The sequence below is a fragment of the Dyadobacter flavalbus genome (assembly GCF_006149045.1).
GTDB classification, from domain to species: Bacteria; Bacteroidota; Bacteroidia; order Cytophagales; family Spirosomataceae; genus Dyadobacter; species Dyadobacter flavalbus.
In genome coordinates, this window is the sequence record NZ_VBSN01000073.1 from 224031 (window position 1) to 241999 (window position 17969).

At 43.6% G+C, this 17969-nt stretch carries 16 protein-coding genes; 8 read left to right on the forward strand and 8 right to left on the reverse strand.

The features are described from left to right. Nucleotides 1–266 precede the first annotated feature (266 nt). Nucleotides 267–1040, reverse strand: coding sequence for a carbohydrate binding domain-containing protein (locus FEM33_RS25110; protein ID WP_161597226.1), 774 nt, complete (start codon nucleotides 1038–1040; stop codon nucleotides 267–269). A gap of 506 nt (nucleotides 1041–1546) precedes the next feature. Here FEM33_RS25110 and FEM33_RS25115 point away from each other — a divergent pair. The 3 genes from FEM33_RS25115 (at nucleotide 1547) to FEM33_RS25125 (ending at nucleotide 3948) form a co-directional block, all read left to right on the forward strand. After that, nucleotides 1547–2164 (forward strand): hypothetical protein, encoded by a 618-nt coding sequence (locus FEM33_RS25115; RefSeq protein WP_139014716.1) that lies wholly within the window; start codon nucleotides 1547–1549, stop codon nucleotides 2162–2164. Continuing rightward, nucleotides 2161–2460, forward strand: a complete 300-nt coding sequence (locus tag FEM33_RS25120) for a winged helix-turn-helix domain-containing protein (protein WP_139014717.1) — start codon at nucleotides 2161–2163, stop codon at nucleotides 2458–2460. The genes FEM33_RS25115 and FEM33_RS25120 overlap by 4 nt, the downstream gene beginning before the upstream one ends. Before the next feature lie 243 nt (nucleotides 2461–2703). Beyond that, a complete protein-coding gene (locus tag FEM33_RS25125) occupies nucleotides 2704–3948 on the forward strand; it encodes a hypothetical protein (protein ID WP_139014718.1) in 1245 nt (414 codons plus the stop codon). A 149-nt stretch (nucleotides 3949–4097) separates the two neighbouring features. Here the strand turns inward: FEM33_RS25125 and FEM33_RS25130 are convergent, their stop codons facing one another. Further along, entirely contained in the window at nucleotides 4098–4328 is a 231-nt protein-coding gene (locus FEM33_RS25130; protein WP_139014719.1) for a hypothetical protein, read from the reverse strand. Between the two features lie 478 nt (nucleotides 4329–4806). On the opposite strand from FEM33_RS25130, the gene FEM33_RS25135 reads away from it, so the two are divergent. Then, on the forward strand, nucleotides 4807–5373 hold the full coding sequence (locus FEM33_RS25135) for a DUF4256 domain-containing protein (RefSeq protein ID WP_139014720.1): 567 nt from the start codon (nucleotides 4807–4809) through the stop codon (nucleotides 5371–5373). A gap of 178 nt (nucleotides 5374–5551) precedes the next feature. Continuing rightward, nucleotides 5552–6244: a DNA alkylation repair protein gene (locus FEM33_RS25140; protein ID WP_139014721.1), complete on the forward strand. Its 693-nt coding sequence runs from the start codon at nucleotides 5552–5554 to the stop codon at nucleotides 6242–6244. A 242-nt stretch (nucleotides 6245–6486) separates the two neighbouring features. On the opposite strand, the gene ggt is transcribed toward FEM33_RS25140, so the two are convergent. Beyond that, nucleotides 6487–8244 carry a gamma-glutamyltransferase gene (gene ggt / locus FEM33_RS25145; RefSeq protein WP_139014722.1) on the reverse strand — a complete coding sequence of 586 codons (1758 nt, stop codon included), beginning with the start codon at nucleotides 8242–8244 and terminating at the stop codon, nucleotides 6487–6489. 238 nt (nucleotides 8245–8482) lie between these two features. On the opposite strand from ggt, the gene FEM33_RS25150 reads away from it, so the two are divergent. Further along, nucleotides 8483–10906, forward strand: a complete 2424-nt coding sequence (locus FEM33_RS25150) for an ABC transporter permease (protein WP_139014723.1) — start codon at nucleotides 8483–8485, stop codon at nucleotides 10904–10906. Between the two features lie 14 nt (nucleotides 10907–10920). On the opposite strand, the gene FEM33_RS25155 is transcribed toward FEM33_RS25150, so the two are convergent. The 3 genes from FEM33_RS25155 to FEM33_RS25165 form a co-directional block, all read right to left on the reverse strand. Next, nucleotides 10921–11733, reverse strand: coding sequence for a helix-turn-helix domain-containing protein (locus FEM33_RS25155; RefSeq protein WP_139014724.1), 813 nt, complete (start codon nucleotides 11731–11733; stop codon nucleotides 10921–10923). Between the two features lie 96 nt (nucleotides 11734–11829). Further along, nucleotides 11830–12861, reverse strand: a complete 1032-nt coding sequence (locus FEM33_RS25160; protein ID WP_139014725.1) for an SDR family NAD(P)-dependent oxidoreductase — start codon at nucleotides 12859–12861, stop codon at nucleotides 11830–11832. Between the two features lie 188 nt (nucleotides 12862–13049). Then, a complete protein-coding gene (locus tag FEM33_RS25165; protein WP_139014726.1) occupies nucleotides 13050–13583 on the reverse strand; it encodes a YceI family protein in 534 nt (177 codons plus the stop codon). A 208-nt stretch (nucleotides 13584–13791) separates the two neighbouring features. On the opposite strand from FEM33_RS25165, the gene FEM33_RS25170 reads away from it, so the two are divergent. Continuing rightward, entirely contained in the window at nucleotides 13792–14220 is a 429-nt protein-coding gene (locus FEM33_RS25170; RefSeq protein ID WP_139014727.1) for a winged helix-turn-helix transcriptional regulator, read from the forward strand. Nucleotides 14221–14243: 23 nt separating this feature from the next. On the opposite strand, the gene FEM33_RS25175 is transcribed toward FEM33_RS25170, so the two are convergent. Beyond that, nucleotides 14244–14696 carry a hypothetical protein gene (locus tag FEM33_RS25175; RefSeq protein ID WP_139014728.1) on the reverse strand — a complete coding sequence of 151 codons (453 nt, stop codon included), beginning with the start codon at nucleotides 14694–14696 and terminating at the stop codon, nucleotides 14244–14246. A gap of 349 nt (nucleotides 14697–15045) precedes the next feature. Here FEM33_RS25175 and FEM33_RS25180 point away from each other — a divergent pair, with 349 nt between their 5' ends. Continuing rightward, nucleotides 15046–16059, forward strand: coding sequence for a hypothetical protein (locus FEM33_RS25180; protein ID WP_139014729.1), 1014 nt, complete (start codon nucleotides 15046–15048; stop codon nucleotides 16057–16059). 328 nt (nucleotides 16060–16387) lie between these two features. On the opposite strand, the gene FEM33_RS25185 is transcribed toward FEM33_RS25180, so the two are convergent. Then, nucleotides 16388–17968, reverse strand: coding sequence for a RagB/SusD family nutrient uptake outer membrane protein (locus FEM33_RS25185; protein ID WP_139014730.1), 1581 nt, complete (start codon nucleotides 17966–17968; stop codon nucleotides 16388–16390). Nucleotide 17969 lies beyond the last annotated feature (1 nt).

Here is a 17969-nt window from a genome sequence, read left to right on the forward strand (position 1 = left end):
TAGCAGAAAATGCAGCAACAATCCAGGCGGATAATTTTGAGCTTGGTTTCATTAAAAACAAATGATTCAGGTTGAAAAAATAATTGATTTCCTAAATCAATATCTGTAAAACGGACTTTAACAATAGCATGATCAAATGGCTTGTTATGAATGATCAAACGATTAATGAAGGTTGTTTCTGACTGGATTATTTATTAAAAATCCTTCTGCACAAACGGCAGAGGATTTTTAATAAGATGTAAAAAAAGCACTTTCAGTAACTTGAATTACTGCACCTGAACTACTGCAAAAGGAGCAACAAAAACGTTAACATAAGCATTTCCGGCTACATTCCCGGACGAAGGATGATGGCTTATGATATTTACTTTGGCAGTTGATTCCTCGGCAGTAAATACAACGCTTTGCTTTACCCACTGCTCGGATGTACCGGACAAGTTGGTAACCTTGATGGCCTGACTTGCATTTGAACTGGCCTTTGTGAAAATATTACAAATAACCTTCTCTGAAAGCAGTGATGGAACGCCGTTTTCCAATGCACTGTTTGCTGAAACGTAATAAGTTAATTCATACTTTTTACCCGGTTTTAAATTCTTTAACTGACTGATTGCAATACCCGTTACGTTATGCGTAGAATTGGTTTTCAAAGTAACAAATGTCGAATAACCATTTACTGGCGAGGATAAAGTACCAATTGCCCACGGTGTTTCCCGGTTTCCGCCCAATGCGCGCGTACTGGAAGTTCCGTATCCGTAACTGCCATCAATAGACCAGCCGACTGGCATATAACTTGCGCCGGAGCCGGGCTGGCTTCCATCCGGAAGCGCTGTGGATTTCAGGTACTCGGCTAGTACCTGACCGGTATTGCCCGTATTAAAAAGTGAACCCGTTGCCGCGCCCGTCTTCATGCTGGCACCTGATTTCAGGTTTTCATTTTCAGGCTGTAAAGCCTGAAAATCTTCCTGTGAACAGCTGCTCATAAACAGCAGGGCCGAAAAGCTGGCAGCAACAATTGAAGTGGATAAATTAGTGTTTAATTTCATTGGCATTAAATGATTTTAGAGTTAAAAATGTATTTAACGTCAGTAAATCAACAGCAATAAAATCAATTGCAACAATGCTGTTAACAAGCGGCTAGCCATGAATGATCAAACGAATATTTTTATCTTTTCCGGACGAAATAATATATAAAATAAGACCATTTACATAGTATTTACTGTTGATTGAAATAGGTGTGAAATGTAAAAAGTCAGAAGTAAAATGTGAAAGTTTTTTTAATTAGAAAGTATTTTTAATCAGTGATTACTTGTACAAATGTGTAGTTGTTTACTTCTGTATTTTTCAGGCTATTTATTATTTTAATTTGCTTATATGTGAATAAATTTATTTTAATTATTAGGCTTTTAAATTTTGTAATAATGGATTAGTAATTAGTGCTGATTACGAATTCAGAATGAAAACCAATCCAAAGCAGTCCGCAACTATTTTTTGATCAACATGTAGGAAATTTCATTTTCAACATTTAACTTTGAAATGCAAAGTACTTTTTATGAAAACAGAGCAGGAGTATATCAGGGATTTGACAGAGATCCGTTCCATGATGGAGCGGTCCACCAAGTTTTTGTCTTTAACGGGCTGGTCTGGCATCATGGCCGGGATCTATGCGCTGATCGGCGCTTACATCGCTTTTAAGCTGCTGCATTTCAATAGTCAGGAAATAATTCTGAACACAAAGCAACTGCCGGAAAATGGACCGGAATTGGTTATTCTGGCATTGACCGTTTTGTTTTTAGCTGTTGGAACCGCCGTTTTTCTGTCTTTTAGAAAGTCGAGGCAGCGAGGTGAGCAGCTGTGGAATGCAGCGGCGCGCAGAATGGTCATTAATATGGCGATTCCGTTGTTTGCAGGCGGGGTTTTTATCCTGATCCTGTTTTCAAAAGGGATTCTGAATCTGATTGCGCCGTCCATGCTGATTTTTTACGGGCTGGCACTTCTGAACGCCGGTAAATTCACTTTCGGAGAAATGCGCGATCTGGGAATCATCCAGATTATACTGGGACTTGCAGCTGCTTATTTTACGATGTACGGATTGGTTTTCTGGGCGGTTGGATTTGGAGTAATGCACATCGGTTATGGTATTTATATGCACGTAAGGTACGAGAAGTGAAAACAATCATCAACGCGTTAAATAAAGCATTTGAAAGCAGGGTAAGGCTCGGCATCATGTCGGCACTTATAGTCAATGACACGCTGGACTTCAATAACTTAAAGGAATATCTGGAAGTGACGGACGGAAATCTGGCCAGCCATCTGAAAGCATTGGAAAAGGAAGAGTATGTTGCCGTTACAAAATCGTTTATCGGCCGCAAGCCCAACACGCAATACGTCGTAACCAAACAGGGAAAACAGGCTTTTGAAGAACACATTACCGCACTGGAAGATCTGATCAAAAGCCAGCGGTAAAGCTATATTTTTTTATTCATTCACTTTGAAATGCAAAGTACTTTTAGATATGAAAACAAATTATGATACTTCTTGAAATGCGAGCGGTTAGCTCTGGGTAAAAGGAGGAAAGGAAGATGGAGGAAAGGAAAAATGTAAAAAGTTAAATGTGAGAAGTTAAAAGTTACAGCTAATAGCTAATAGCCATCAGCTAACAGCAAAATAAAACTAACAAATTATACACGAATCAAACAATTAATAAAAATGAAAGAGGAAATTATTGACAATATTCAGAATCCCAGACGGCTGGAAGCATTGTACCGGGAAAATAAAATGGCGTTCAGAAGTGCGTTTAATGTCATTTATCAGGAAATCAAGGAAAATGCAACGGCTCAGATCTGGAATGAACGGCTGAACTTTGAGCGTAATGACATTTCCTGGGGCACAAACACGGAGCTTGTTGTTGTAATTATCGCTTCATTTCTGGCGGGTTTGATTGCCAAAATCCCGGATTTTACGGCAATTGATCCTGAATTCTTTTATCCGAGAAACATTGCATTTATCGTTTTTCCGTTGCTCGCGGCTTACTTTATCTGGAAGCAAAAAGTGGAATTCAAAAAAATCGTTGTTATTTCCATAACGTTCCTGATTGCTGCCATTTACATCAACTTGCTTCCCGACAACCGTAAAAGCGATACGCTGGTTTTAGCCTGCATGCATCTTGCGTTGTTTTTATGGACGGTTCTGGGCTATGCTTATGTCGGCGGCAAACTGCACAATTACCAAAAACGGCTGGATTTCCTGCGGTACAATGGCGATCTGATCGTCATGACGGCTATTTTTCTTTTGGCTGGTGGTTTGATGGCCGCAATTACGGTCGGGCTGTTTTCGCTGATTGATGTTAAAATTGAAGAGCTTTATTTTCAGTATGTCGGAATCTGGGGACTTTCGGCCGCTCCGATTCTGGGAACGTACCTTGTTCAGACCAATCCGCAGCTCGTCGGCAAAGTTGCTCCCATTATCGCCAAAGTTTTTACGCCGCTGGCTTTGGTAACGCTAGTCGTTTACTTGATAGCAGTGATTTACACCGGAAAAGACCCGTACAATGACAGAGATTTCCTGATCATTTTCAATCTTCTTTTGGTCGGCGTCATGGCGCTTATCCTTTTTTCCATTATTGAAACTTCAAAAAATGCAGGAAGCAAAATTGAAACGCTTTTGCTGCTTGGGCTTGCGGTGATGACCATTGTAATCAACGGAATCGCGCTTTCGGCCATTGTTTTCAGAATTTCAGAATGGGGAATTACACCGAATCGGCTGGCGGTTCTTGGAAGCAATTTGCTGATGCTCACCAATTTGTTAATGGTGACTTACAGACTTTTTCGATCCGTAAATAACCCGCGCGAAGTTGAGAAAGTGGAAAAAAGCATTGCCTTGTTTCTGCCCGTTTACAGCATATGGACCATTCTGGTGACGTTTGTTTTTCCGATTCTTTTCAGTTTTAAGTAAAGAAATTCAATAAATATAGCTGAGTTGTAGCTTGATTTTTCATTTAAACAGAAAACATGGAGAGGTCACTGCGAACGTTATTCAAGTACGCTTTGTCAAGCCTCGGGACTTTCGTCCGTATGCCTCTCCAAAACCTTTGTTTAACTTCATTATTTAGAAATAACCTGCTTTTCCCTTTCGATTTGTTCAAAGCTTTCCCAAAGAAGTTTCAAATCAAAAAGAGCGGATTTTTCAACTTTATTAAATGAAATATCCGAATGATAAAGCGCCAGATCGTGAATCAGTTTCAAGGAACGCGAAAATTCCATAACGCCATGCGAAAGTACAAGTTCTAGAAAATCCGCTTGTGATTGCGTGAAATTGAATCTAGGATTTGACACCGAATGGGAATTAATCTTTTTGTCAACCGAGTAATCATTTAAATCAGCATTTGAACCAATTGGTGTTCGCATTTTAGTAAATTAAAATGAATGAAAATGGAGAGGTCACTGCGAACTTAAACTTAGCTAGGCTATGATCGGTTCCGGAACTTTCACCCGTATGCCTCTCCAAGAGCATATTTCGAATCGATCAATTAACATAAAAGACAGCATATAATAAATTTTAAGTTCGCGTGGCAAATATAGGATTTAATTCTAATCAGAAATAAGCTGTTGTAAAATGATGCGGTTGTAAAGTACCCGTTTGTTGCAGCTTCATTATTTGGTGTAAAAAATCGGCGCTTTACTTGAAAACATTTTTCTGATTTCGGACAAATATTCCGGCGTTTGTTGCCTTTACTTGAAAATGGAATTTATACCTGAACATTGATCTGCAAATTCTTTCCGATTTGGAATTTTATTCAAAAAAATGAACGCCATGAAAACCGGTAAAAAGCAATTATCCGCAGAAGCATCCGAAGAACTGCTCAGAACCCTGAAATCACGATTTGAAAAGAACATGAACCGCCATAAAGGCGCAGACTGGGAAAAAGTGCAGGCAAAACTGGAAGCAAATCCTGAAAAACTTTGGTCGCTCGATGAAATGGAAATTACTGGCGGCGAGCCGGATGTCATTGATTTTGATAAGGATACAAATGAATTCCTATTTTGTGATTGTTCGGCAGAAACACCGAAAGACCGCCGGAGTTTTTGCTACGACCATGAAGCGCTGGAAGCCAGAAAAGCAAACAAACCGGAAAACAGCGCCGTAAATAGCGCTACGGAAATGGGCGTGGAACTGTTGACCGAAGCGCAATATCAGCAGTTGCAGCAACTCGGAAATTTTGATACGAAAACATCAAGCTGGCTGAAAACCCCCGCTGAAATCCGCAAACTGGGCGGCGCAATATTCGGCGACCGCCGCTTCGGAAGAGTCTTCATTTACCACAACGGCGCCGATTCCTACTACGCCGCCCGAGGCTTCCGCGCTACACTAAAAGTCTAAATATTCAAAAAACAACAAATGACAACAAACGACTAAAAACAACAACAAATGACTAAAAATGACCAACCATGACAACTTGTAACTAACTATGCAAATCCATGACCAAAAATAACAACCCAGGACAACAAATGACCATAACTGACAACACATGACCAAACATGACAACCCCTGACCAAAAATGACAACATTAAAGAAAACCCTTTCCCAACTCGAAGCACTTGGCAGTGAAAAAATGCGCGAGTTCAACAAAAAACATGGCGTGGGAAATAATCAGTTTGGCGTCAAAATGGGCGATATCCGGACATTGGCAAAAAAGATCAAAACCAATCATCCGCTGGCACTGGAACTTTGGAATACCGGAAATATTGACGCACGGTTTCTGGCTATTTTACTGATTGATCCGAAGCAATTATCAACGGACGAAATAAGCGAAATGGTAAAATCCGAGCGATTTACACACGTTGCCGATTGGCTATATACGTACGTCATCAAATTGCACTCCGACAATGAAACACTCCGGAAAGAATGGATGCATTCGGAAGATCCGATGTGTGCCCGCGCGGGTTGGAGCCTGACAAGCGGATGCGTTGCCAGAAACCCGGATATACTGAATTTACCTGCGCTGCTGGACAGAATAGAAACCGAAATGCCAAATGCTGCACCCGAAGCACAATGGACCATGAATTCAACGCTTGCGCAAATCGGCATCCGCTTTCCCGAATACCGCGCCCGCGCACTTGGCATCGGCGAAAAGCTGGGAATTTACCGTGACTTCCCCGTATCCAAAGGCTGCACCTCCCCTTTCGCCCCAATCTGGATCAACGAAATGGTACGAAGGCAGGAATTAGAAAAAGCATCTGAAAATAAATAAAGTTAAACCCAGCAAACTCAAATTAAAAGCAATTTCATTGAATGCTATGTTTCAAGTCAAAAGTTACTTTCCCTAACCTAAAATAACCGCAAAACAAAAACCATCCGCCTCCCCCCAACAAATGACAAAGAATGACAATAAATAACTACAATTGACAAAGAATGAAAATAAATTGCCAAAAATGACAATCAATGACTACAAATGACAAAAAATGACTATAAATCACAAAACCCCACCCATCATTAATACCCCGCCGACTGACCGTCTTTCCGCATTTCCGAAGCGCCGTGATAAACCTTGTTGACACTATCGACCTGAATTGCCTGATACCCGCCAAAAAAGTCTTTATCGGTGAGTTTATGGCCTTTTGCCCGGAGCTTTTCTCTGGTTTCTGCCGGAATGCCGCTTTCCAGTGCGAGCAATCCGCCTGTTGTCATCGTGGTGCCAATAGGTTCGCTGCTGCCCGAATGACTGAATCGCGCGGCATCTCCGGCCTGCTGTACATTCATGCCAAAATCGATCATATTGCATAAAACCTGCAAATGACCCTGCGGCTGCATGGCACCGCCCATCACGCCAAAGCTCAGAAATGGTTTGCCGTCTTTCATGACAAATCCGGGAATGATGGTATTAAAAGGCCGCTTGCCCGGCGCGTACACATTGGCATGTCCGGGTTTTAGACTGAAACTGGTGCCGCGGTTGTGAAACACAAATCCAAGTCCGTCCGGTACCATGCCGCTGCCGAATTCCAGCATATTGCTCTGGATCAACGATACAATATTTCCATCTTTATCCGCAACGGTGAGGTAAATTGTATCTCCTTCTTTTAAAGCAAGTTCTCCCGAATCGTACCGTTCCGCAGCGGCTGTTTTACTGATCAGTTTTCTTCTCTGCGCTGCATACTCCTTGGAAACAAGCTGCTTGACCGGAATTTTGGAAAACTGCGGATCAGCATAATAACGGGCACGATCTTCAAAAGCAAGCTTTTTGGCTTCAATAAGCAAATGCAGGTATTCCGCGCTGTTATGGCCCATGCTTTTCAGATCATAGCCTTCCACGATGTTCAGCATCTGAAGAACCGAAATCCCTTGTCCGTTCGGCGGAAGTTCGTACACATCAAATCCCCTGTAATTGGTTGAAACAGGCTCGACCCAAGTACTTTTTGTTGCGGCCAGATCCTCTTTCCGGATGAGTATTCCCGTTTTTCGTGCATAGGAATCCATTGCCGTTGCAATTTCTCCTTTATAAAAAGCATCACGTCCGCCTTTCCCGATTTTTTCATAGGTAGCGGCCAGATCCGAATTTTTAAAGATTTCTCCTTCTTTCGGCGCGTGGCCATTGATTAAAAACGTCTTTTTGAAATTATCAAACTCGCCGATTAAACTTTTCTGCGCATCCAGCCGGACAAAAGCCTGATTCCAGGAAAAGGCAATTACTTCGGGCACCGGCGCGCCTTCCCGGGCAAACGTGATGCCCGGCGCAAGGATTTTTTTCATCGGCAACTTGCCAAAACGTTTGTGCAGTTCAAACCAGCCATCCACCGTTCCCGGCACCGATACGGACAATGGCCCGTAAAGCGGAATCTGCTTTTTATCTTTCAACTGCTCTTTCAGCATGGCAAACGACTGTCCGGCTGCCGACCTTCCGCTCGCGTTCAACCCGTACAGTTTCTGATCTTTTGCCGACCATACGATTGCAAACAAATCACCGCCGATTCCGCAGTTGTTTGGCTCGATAACACCTAACGCTGCATTGGCGGCAATGGCGGCATCCACCGCAGAACCGCCTTCTTTTAAAATATCCAGTGCAACCTGTGTGGCAAGCGGATGACTTGTCGCAGCCATGCCGTGCTGCGCAATGACGGCACTTCTTCCGGTGAAGTTCGGGCCGCTGAGGCGATCTCCTTTTCCGGTCGTCTGCGCAACGGCAACACCGGAAATTTGAAGTAAAATGGATATTGTACAGCAAGCAAAAAAGCCGCTCCGTTTATTTGAAAACATCGTTAATCAGTTACTCTGTCAATATAAAGCAAAAATCTGCCATTCAGATCAAGATAGCGATTTTTTCCTATTTAACACCTTATGGGAAACCTTTACAATTTGTCCGCTGCTGTCCGGCATTGTCCGAAATCGAACAGGTTTATTTCTGAAAAATGCCTTCAATGACGTTTAAACAAGGAATGGAAAAATGGTATGATATTTACCCCGACTTCGTTTGCCACGTTTATCATCAGAACTTATGCTACGGAGCTATATCACCATTGCCTGGCGGAACCTCGTCCGCTACAAAGGCTACACGTTCATCAATGTTTTCGGGCTGGCCATTGCGATTGCCTGCTGTCTGGTTATTTTCCTTTTCGTGCAGGACGAACTGCGTTTTGACAAGTTTCATACGAAAGCAAAACAAATTCACCGGATTATCAATCACCGGAGTTCGGATGGCGTACAAATGGTGATGGCGCGCACGCCGCCTGCTTATGGCCCTGCTCTGGAACGTACCTTTCCGGAAGTTTTTCAAAGTACCCGGATTTTTGGTTTTGGAAACAAAGAACTGGTTGCTTACGGAAACAGAAAGTTTTTTGAAACCGGTATCCTGCTTGCGGATTCCACTTTTTTCGAGCTGTTTTCATTTCCGCTGACCCGCGGCAACGCAAGCCAGGTGCTTAAAGCGCCGGATGCCATTGTGATTTCGGAAACGATGGCGGGAAAGTATTTCGGAAATCAGGACCCGCTCGGCAAACAGCTTGTGCTGGACGGCTCCTACAAATTCCGGGTAACGGGCATCATGCGCGATATGCCCGCACAATCGCATCTGAAAGCAAGCTTTATCGGATCGTTTGATGCGCTGCGTGAAATTGTAAGTGCGGAACGCCTTCAAAGCTGGGGCTGGCAGCAGTTTTATACTTACATCACGCTGTCGGAAGGAAGCGATCCTGCAAAGCTGAACGCCAAACTGCCGGCTTTTCTGGCGCAGCATGCCAAAGAGGAAGCCAGTCAGCAAAACTCACACGACCGTTATCAGCTTCAGGCGCTTACGGATATTCATTTGCGCTCATCCGACATTGAATACGACATTGTAGAGAAAGGAAACATCCAATACATTTATGCATTTTCGCTTGTCGCTGTATTTACGCTGCTTATTGCCTGCTTCAACTTTATGAACCTGAGCACCGCACGTTCTGCACGCAGGGCCAGGGAAGTCAGCATGCGCAAGGCAATCGGGGCGCAGCGAATCCAGCTGATCGGGCAATTTCTGGGTGAATCCATTCTGCAGACCGGCATGGCGCTTGTGCTTGCGTTATTGCTGACTGCCATCGTAATGCCCACGCTGAATAACTGGACCGGAAAAACGCTTTTGCCCAGTTCACTGTTTACATTGCCACTTTTATTTGGGCTTTTCGGATTTACGCTGTTGATCGGGCTGCTTGCCGGAAGTTACCCCGCATTTTTCCTGTCAGGCTTCAAGCCGCTGCATGTGCTGAAAGGCATGGTCATAACCGGAAATTCGGCGGCATTCCTGCGGCGGAATCTGGTTGTTATACAGTTTGTCGTTTCCATTATGCTCATGATCGGAGCCGGTGTTGTGTTTTATCAGGTCCGATATATTCAGGAAAAAAACCTGGGTTTTTCGAATGAACAGCTTATTACGGTGCCGATCCGCAATACAACCATGCTTCAGAATCTGGAAACGATCAAAGCGGAACTCAGGCAAAATCCATCCATTCTGAATGCAACTGCCTGCTACGGCGTTCCGGGCGGCCAGTTTGCGGGTGACGGCATTTCAATTCCGGGCCGTACTGAAGAATTTTCAAGCAATATGTTTCTTGTCGATGAAGACTATATTCCGACCCTAGGCATGACGATGGCAGCCGGACGTAATTTTTCAAAATCATTCGGTAACGACGCCCGTGAAGCATTCATCCTGAACGAAACGGCCGTTCGTGAACTGGGCTGGGGCAAACCCGAAAATGCCATTGGTAAAACGGTAAACTGGCGCCAATGGCAACCGGCCACTCCCGCCGACTCCATCAAGCGGGGCAAAGTAATCGGAGTTGTGAAGGATTTCAATTACAAAACCATTCACCAGAAAATTGAGCCTATGGTGCTGCAGATTGTTCCGGCGGAGTTCTCGCAAGTTGTTGTCCGAATCCGGCCGGAGGCTTCCAGGTCTGCACTGGCTGTGCTGGCCGACAAATGGCAGGCGGCAGCCAGTGAATGGCCGTTTGAATATACTTTCCTCGACGAGCAGTTTGCAGCGCAATACAAGTCGGAGCAGATTTTCAGCAAGGTTTTCGGGCTGTTTACCTTTCTTTCCATTTTTATCACCTGCCTGGGCTTGTTTGGACTTGCCACATTTACCGCCGAGCAGCGTACCAAGGAAATCGGCGTCCGCAAGGTTTTGGGCGCCAGCGTAGCAAGTATTGTCGCGCTGCTTTCAAAAGACTTCCTGATGCTGGTTTTGATTGCGCTTGTAATTGCCTCGCCGGTTGCGTGGTATGCCATGAATTACTGGCTGGAAGGATTTGCTTACAGAATCGAAATTCAATGGTGGATGTTTGTGCTGGTCGGCTCGCTTGCCATTGCCATTGCCTTTTTTACGGTTTTTTTCCAGAGTGTAAAAGCGGCCTTGCTGAACCCGGTAAAAAGTTTGAGAAGTGAGTAACAGCGTGTTTGGCTTTAATCACCGGCAGGAAGCTGTGTCGGGGCAAGACCGTACTTCTTTTTGAAAGCAAAGGAAAAATGAGACAAGTCTTCAAAGCCGACTTCAAGATAAACCTCGGCTGGTTTTCTTTTCCTGGCTAAAAGATAATAATGTGCCAGTTCAAGCCTTTTTTCCGTAAGCCATTTTTGAGGCGTTGTGTTAAAATTCTTTTTAAAATCCCTGTTGAAAGTAGACAGGCTCCGTCCTGTAAGGTAACTTAATTTATGGAGCGGCATATTGAACATGAAATTCCGCTCCATAAAACTGATCAAATCAATTTTTCCCGGATCATCGAAATTTGCCAGAACACTGTCAACGGTTTTGTCAATTTCTCTCAGGATTGTGATGGCTTCGGTAATTTTCAGCGATGCGATGCTTTCCGGAAATTCGCCATTCAGGTTAAAGTAAGGTATCAGGGAATTCAGGCAACTTTCCAGCAATGGATGATTGTTGAAACTGAATATTTTCTGTGCCTGTACAATACTTTTACCAACCTCCATTTTATCGTAATACCGTTTAAGCCTTTCGGTTCCCAAATGCATGACAACCGTTTTGTGAGGCTGTCCGTTTTTAGGATAATTAACAATGGTTGCAAGCTGATTTCTGGGGATTAAAAATATGTCACCTGCCTTGAAGTAATAAGTGGCATCCGCCTGAATGATTTTGGTCTCGCCTGAAATAAACCAGATCAGCATGTGATCATCAAACATCAGATCCGATTTAAACAGTTTGTCGTCGTAGCTGGAAAGCTTTATTTCCTTTGTCAGATACTTTGAAATATGTTCCATACCATTCCGTTACAAAATTTATCCGTTGCAAATATGCATCATTCAGCACAATATTTATCTTGCCAAACCGGCGTACGCCAATGATTTATACAATGTTTATGACTGCGCCGCAACGACTTCTGCCCCGAAGGTAATACCTGTAATCTGCTCGCTCCATTCCCATAGTTTTCTGGCATTTGTTTTATCAAGAGAATACAGTTTTACACCGCGCTGACTTTCAGAACCAATGTTCCCGGTATTTTCAATATTCAGTTCAGCAACATCTGCATCTTCGCAATAAACGCCTCCGATATGATCGAGCATGGGACTTGCAGCACACCAGACCGTTGTGGCTGCACCCTGAGCAACTGTTTTTAATGACGCTGCCACTTTGGGCAAAAGACTCCCTTCAGAATCCAGAAAGCCCATTTGCTGAAATAATTCCAGCGAAGCTTCTCTTCCCAGTTCCGTTCCATGTATGGAACCGGGATGTACTGAATAGGCCCTTATATTAAATGCTTTACCAAAATTGTCCAGTTCCATTGCAAACAAGTTACTGGCTGTTTTTGATTGTCCGTAAGCTTGCAGCGTTTCGTATTCGCGGTACAGAAAATTGGGATCTTCAAAGTTGAACGGAGCCATGTGATGGCCGAGCGATGAAACGTTTATAACTCTTGCGCCGTTAGCCTTTTTCAATGCGGGCCACAACCTGGCCGTAAGGTGGAATTGTCCCAGGTAATTTGTAGCCAGTTGTGATTCGATGCCCCGATTGTCCCTGCGCAAAGGCACCCACATGATGCCTGCATTATTGATCAGCAAATGCAGCGGCCGGCCCGAAGCCAGAAATGCTTCTGCAAACGCATCAATGGATTCCGGGTTCATGAAATCGATGTTTCCCGGTTCAACGTTCGGGATACCTTCCAGGTTTTTCCGCGCCTTTTCCATGTCCCTTGCCGCAACAATTACGGTCGCTCCTGCGGATGCAAGCACTTTTACAGTTTCGAGGCCGATACCCGCATTGCCGCCGGTTACAATTGCTATTTTGCCAGCAAGATCAATGCCCTGAATTACATCGCTCGCTGTGGATTCTGCACTGAAACCTGAACCAATTGGCTGCTGCAAGGCTCCATTGTAATTATTTTGTTCCATGTCATTTTTGTTTAAAAGTGATGGAACAAAATTAGCTGAACAGCAAGCCTCGTATTTTGTTCAGCATGTCAATTTACTTTGTTCAGCAAGTCAGCATAAAGATGTTTCAGCATGTATTGTGAACCTGACTTGATCAGTCTTTCAAAAAACTTCCAGTGTACCGTTAAACATAACGGTACACTGGCATTCTACGCCTGCTTTGCAAGCTGGATATTGGCAATCATTTTGATTTTCTCGCCCAGAGCCAGTCCGCCCGTTTCTGTCAATGCATTGAAAGTAACATTGAAATCCTTGCGGTCAATGGTTCCGGTTACCTCAAAACCTACTTTGATATTTCCATAGGAATCTCTTTCAGTACCGCCGTACTCGGCTTCCAGCTCCACTTCCTTCGTAATTCCTTTGATGGTCAGATTGCCGATTAATTTATACAAATCCGTTTTAACCTTTGTAAATGAAGTGGAAACAAATGTGAACTGCGGATAAGTATCTGCTTCAAAAAAGTCGGCATTTCTCAAATGTTCGTCCCGTGCGGGCTGGCCGGTATCGACACTGTTGACATCAATCGCAAATTCTACTTTTGCATTTTCAAACTGATCCTCTTCGGTCACAACTTTCCCGCTGAATGATTTGAACGATCCGGTTACGGTGGAAATAACCAGATGCTTCACCTTGAACAATACTTCTGAATGGAACGGGTCGACATTCCAGATGATCTTTGACATTTCTCAATAAATTTATGTTCGTACTGATTTTATGAATGAAGCCTGTTTTGCAGCCGCAAATGAAAACCGGTTTTTCAGCCTTGCGGATTACAAATGCTCCTTTTTGTTTGACAGCACAAATTTATTTACCTTTAATATGAAAAAGATACCAGTATACAAAAGCATAGTAGTATCCTGTTGTATACTGCAATTTTAAAAACGGACTGTCATGGAAAGAAAACTTCACACCAAGGAAACCTGCAAACAAAGTGTTACCGAAATTACAGACGCCTTGTATGTACTGAATGGAAAATGGAAGCTGCCTCTGATTGTTTCACTGACAAACGGTCCCAAACGATTCAATGAAATACAAAGAGAATTGAAGAACATAACGCCGAAAGTCCTTTCCAAAGAACTACGGGAACTGGAACAAAATGAGTTTGTGATACGAAAAGTATTTGATACGGTTCCCGTTTCTGTTACTTATGAACTAACGGAATACAGCAAATGCCTTGACGACATCATAGAAGCGCTGCGGGCATTCGGGCAGCAGCACAGAGAAAGGATTATCGGGAAAAACAAGTCATCGTCGGTACATGAACATGCAGCAGAACTTCCGGAACCGGAATATGCGGATGAGCTGGAAGTGCTGAAATAATTTTTTCCTTAATAAATGATTGATTACGAAACAATCAAATGATTCTGCATGAGTATTTGCTGAACTTGCCCGGGCATTTGCGTCCCGATCAGCAGAAATCGTCTTTTTGACTTTTTCCTGATTTCGATGCCATTGTTGCCCGATACGGTCTGAGCAGTTCCACGCCAGGAAAACCGGATGCCCCAGCCGCCAAATTCCGCAAGCGGCGCATAGCGCCGGACGGAAACTTTCTCCATTTCCTGCCATTTGATCAGGCGGCGGCTTCTTTGAAACGGAAGCCAGCGATAAGAAATCCCTTGCTCACTGATGACGGTTTCCAGTTGCAAAAACCATAAAAAAACAGAAACGCCGGCTACGACCCATATTCCGCCGTGACCGCGATAAAGCACCACAAACAAGCTAAAAAGCAATAATGTCCACAGCCAGGGCTGACGGAATTTCTGAATTTCGGTATAATAAACAGAATCGTTATTCATCGTCTTATAATTTATATACATCGAGCCAAGCTCTAAAATAACCATTAACCGGCACAATCAATCTATATAAATGCATAAAATATACATTCCACTTTTCACATTTTACTTATTACATTCAAAACAACTGAAATCAAGCTATTTCCGGTACTGCCGGAAGCACAAGACATCCTGCTTTTGACCGTCTGAAAACCGGGGCGCACCTTACATCCGAAATGGGACATGATCCTGAATCAATTTTTGAGTATTTTTGAAAATAAGGCTACATTGTAAGCCTTTGCTCATTTCCGACCGGACCTTTACAAAAGGTAATGTCACAATCTGCTTATTTAATATCTATTTAGTAAGTCTCATGAATAAAATTGATGTGTGTGTTTTATATTTTGGTAAACCATACCAGACCATTATTTCAATACTATCCCTACTCAAATACAGCCGCCGGCATATCAATAAAATTTACATAACCGTAGAAAAAAAACAGCCATTTGATACATACGGTGATATCTATAAAGTAATTCATGCCATCAAGCCGATCATTGAAATTGATTTATTTTATCCGGATTATTTTTATAATCTGGATACGCTGGATTATGAAAGAGTTAAAAATGATACTCCGTACCGCTGGTCCATTCCATATCAATATGCCCTGGAAAATGCTAAAGGCAAATTCCTTTTCATCATGCACAATGACATGGTTTTCCATAAGGACATGATTTCAGACATGCTTGCATCCTATGACGGGAATGAAAAAATGGCCGGAACCGGTTCCATCGGGCAATGCTGGTCGTGTCCGGCGTCATTTGCAGGTCTTTGTAACGGATTTAAATTTCAGGATTACATTCCGGATCAGACGCAGGCCATTACTTTACATGAACAGTTTGATACGCCCCGGAAAGAAAAAGATATTGAAATACTGAAAGCCGGAAAAGTGCATCCGCTTCCGGAATGCAGGCTGAACGAGTATGCCTGCATGATTAACCTGGAAATTTATAAAACCACCACATTACCGTATGCTGAAAATGTCTGTTTTGGTGGAAACTGGGGATTTACTGCAGATTTAGGTACCGGATGGTTTCACCAGATGGTTAATCAAGGATACCAGTTTAAACATTTTATTCTTGAAGATTACGCTATTCATTCCATGTTCAATCCATTAGGGCAAGGAATTCATGCCTATTCAAAAGCCGAAAACTATATCTTAAGTGAACGCAATGCTTTACAATATCTAAATGAAAATTTTAAAGTGGATGTATCGCTGAATCTGAAATACAGTGCTCTTTATCAATTGCGAACAACGAAGTTTTACATTAAAAAACAATTGTTAAAAGTTTATCACAAAAGCAAGATATCAAAAATTACGGGCTGAGAGTCTGGCTGTATATAAACTGAGAAAATTAATTTACTTACAGCTTCCATTTTTTGTCAATTTGCAGATGCCCCAAAAACCGGATTTTTTAGAAGTCCGGATTTAACAGCTGCTTTATGTATCCATCTTCAGGATCAGGATTTTTTGTTTTTGGCCGCCACGTTGTTCCTGCAAGCCAGTTATCATAATAGTTCAGATTCAAAAACAGGAAAGTCAGGTTATTCGGCTGAAACTGAATGCCGGACTTTTATTTAAATAAAAAAATCTTGCTCTTTACAGAATATTCAAGAGCAAGATTTAAGATTACTAACCTAACTAAACTATGTTATCAGTAGCCCGGATTTTGTTTCAGATTCGGGTTTTTATCAATTTCATTCTGCGGAATCGGGAACAAGGCCCGCTGCGCAGATTGCGGCCTGTGGTTAAACCATTTTTTCGTTTCATAAACCTTGAACCGGATCAGGTCCTGGCGGCGGTGTGCTTCGGCAGCGAATTCCCACCCCAGTTCATCCATAAAACGCCCGTACTGGATGTCATCGCCGCCCTGACGTTCTGTGATGGAGCCGTCCGCAGCCTGGTATCCGTAGTTGTACTTGCTTCCTTTTGCCAGATCAGCAGCGTTTACTTTGCCTTTTGCCGGATTGTTTTTGAATGCCCTTGCCCTTACCTGTGTCACCAGCGCGGCAGCTTCTTCTGCTTTTCCGGTACGCAGCAATGCTTCTGCTTTGATCATCAGAACATCCGCGTAGCGCAGAAACGGAAAATCGTTATCCAGACTGCCCGTTGCATTCGGCTTGATCTTGTATTTGCCTATGCGATAGCCATCCGAAGATGCGGTTTTTTCCATTCCCGGAACGGATTTGGAGTACGTAATGACCACCGCGCCTGTTACAGCATTGCGCTGCGGGCCCATGATCCAGGTTTCTGCCAGGCGGGAATCTTCTGCATCATAGGTGTCGATAAACTGAGGAACGGCACAGTTTCCGCCCCATGGACCTGCATTCATCGGGTATACCGAGCGGCTTAGCGGATCGAGTGTTTTCATGTGGATCTGATTTCCTGTCCCGTAAATTTCATCGTAGGGAATCGCAAAAATAATTTCTTTCGAGTTGAAGTTTGTCCACGTAAAAACATCCGAATAATTGGCATCCAGTGCATATTTTCCGCTCTTGATCACTTCATCCGCCTGCTCGATTGCCTTGGCCCATTCTGGAATTCCGGTGTACACCTCGGCATTCAGGTATATTTTGGCAAGAAGCGTTTTGGCGCTCCACCGGTTCATCTGCCCGTAAGTTGTCGCTGCATTTTCGCTCAGGAGCGGCATTACTTCCGTAAGTTCTTTTACAACAAAATCGTATAATTCTTTCCGGGTGCTCTGCTTTGGAAGGTTAACATCCTTGAAGTCGGTCACAATCGGAACGTTGCCGTGGTTATCCAGCAAAAGATAATAGGCAAATGCTCGAACGGCTCTCAGTTCTGCCTGAATGGCTTCTTTGCCGGTCGTAAGCGGTATTTCGCCGTCTTCGATTTGAGACAAAACCCGGTTGGCCGTTGTAATGCTCCGGAAAGCACTTTGCCATGCATTTTCGGGCTGCCATTGCAGCGAAGTCCAGGTGTGCTGATGCATCCGGCGGTAAGTGCCGCCGTCATCCCATCCATTGGGCCTGACCGGCGTGATAATGGCGTCGGCAGCTTCTTCCTGAAGATCGAAATAGCCTTGCCATCCAAGCATAAGACCGCGCAGGGAAGAATAAACAGGCGCTACAATGGCGGGAAGGTCTTTCTCGGTCGGCTGGTAATTGGTTGCCAGCACTTCAGAGTACACTTCTTCATTCAAATCGGTACAGGACAGGGCTGCCACACTGAGCACGGAAGCCAGAACAATATATCGGGTGGATTTGTTTTTCATT

Excerpts from the sequence above, each read along its gene's own strand:
- FEM33_RS25135 (WP_139014720.1), top strand. The coding sequence starts at position 4,807 with ATGAAAACCGGTAAAAAGCAATTATCCGCAGAAGCATCCGAAGAACTG.
- FEM33_RS25110 (WP_161597226.1), bottom strand. The coding sequence starts at position 1,040 with ATGAAATTAAACACTAATTTATCCACTTCAATTGTTGCTGCCAGCTTT.
- FEM33_RS25165 (WP_139014726.1), bottom strand. The coding sequence starts at position 13,583 with ATGTCAAAGATCATCTGGAATGTCGACCCGTTCCATTCAGAAGTATTG.
- FEM33_RS25160 (WP_139014725.1), bottom strand. The coding sequence starts at position 12,861 with ATGGAACAAAATAATTACAATGGAGCCTTGCAGCAGCCAATTGGTTCA.
- FEM33_RS25125 (WP_139014718.1), top strand. The coding sequence starts at position 2,704 with ATGAAAGAGGAAATTATTGACAATATTCAGAATCCCAGACGGCTGGAA.
- FEM33_RS25185 (WP_139014730.1), bottom strand. The coding sequence starts at position 17,968 with ATGAAAAACAAATCCACCCGATATATTGTTCTGGCTTCCGTGCTCAGT.
- FEM33_RS25180 (WP_139014729.1), top strand. The coding sequence starts at position 15,046 with ATGAATAAAATTGATGTGTGTGTTTTATATTTTGGTAAACCATACCAG.
- ggt (WP_139014722.1), bottom strand. The coding sequence starts at position 8,244 with ATGTTTTCAAATAAACGGAGCGGCTTTTTTGCTTGCTGTACAATATCC.
- FEM33_RS25140 (WP_139014721.1), top strand. The coding sequence starts at position 5,552 with ATGACAACATTAAAGAAAACCCTTTCCCAACTCGAAGCACTTGGCAGT.
- FEM33_RS25175 (WP_139014728.1), bottom strand. The coding sequence starts at position 14,696 with ATGAATAACGATTCTGTTTATTATACCGAAATTCAGAAATTCCGTCAG.
- FEM33_RS25115 (WP_139014716.1), top strand. The coding sequence starts at position 1,547 with ATGAAAACAGAGCAGGAGTATATCAGGGATTTGACAGAGATCCGTTCC.
- FEM33_RS25170 (WP_139014727.1), top strand. The coding sequence starts at position 13,792 with ATGGAAAGAAAACTTCACACCAAGGAAACCTGCAAACAAAGTGTTACC.
- FEM33_RS25150 (WP_139014723.1), top strand. The coding sequence starts at position 8,483 with ATGCTACGGAGCTATATCACCATTGCCTGGCGGAACCTCGTCCGCTAC.
- FEM33_RS25155 (WP_139014724.1), bottom strand. The coding sequence starts at position 11,733 with ATGGAACATATTTCAAAGTATCTGACAAAGGAAATAAAGCTTTCCAGC.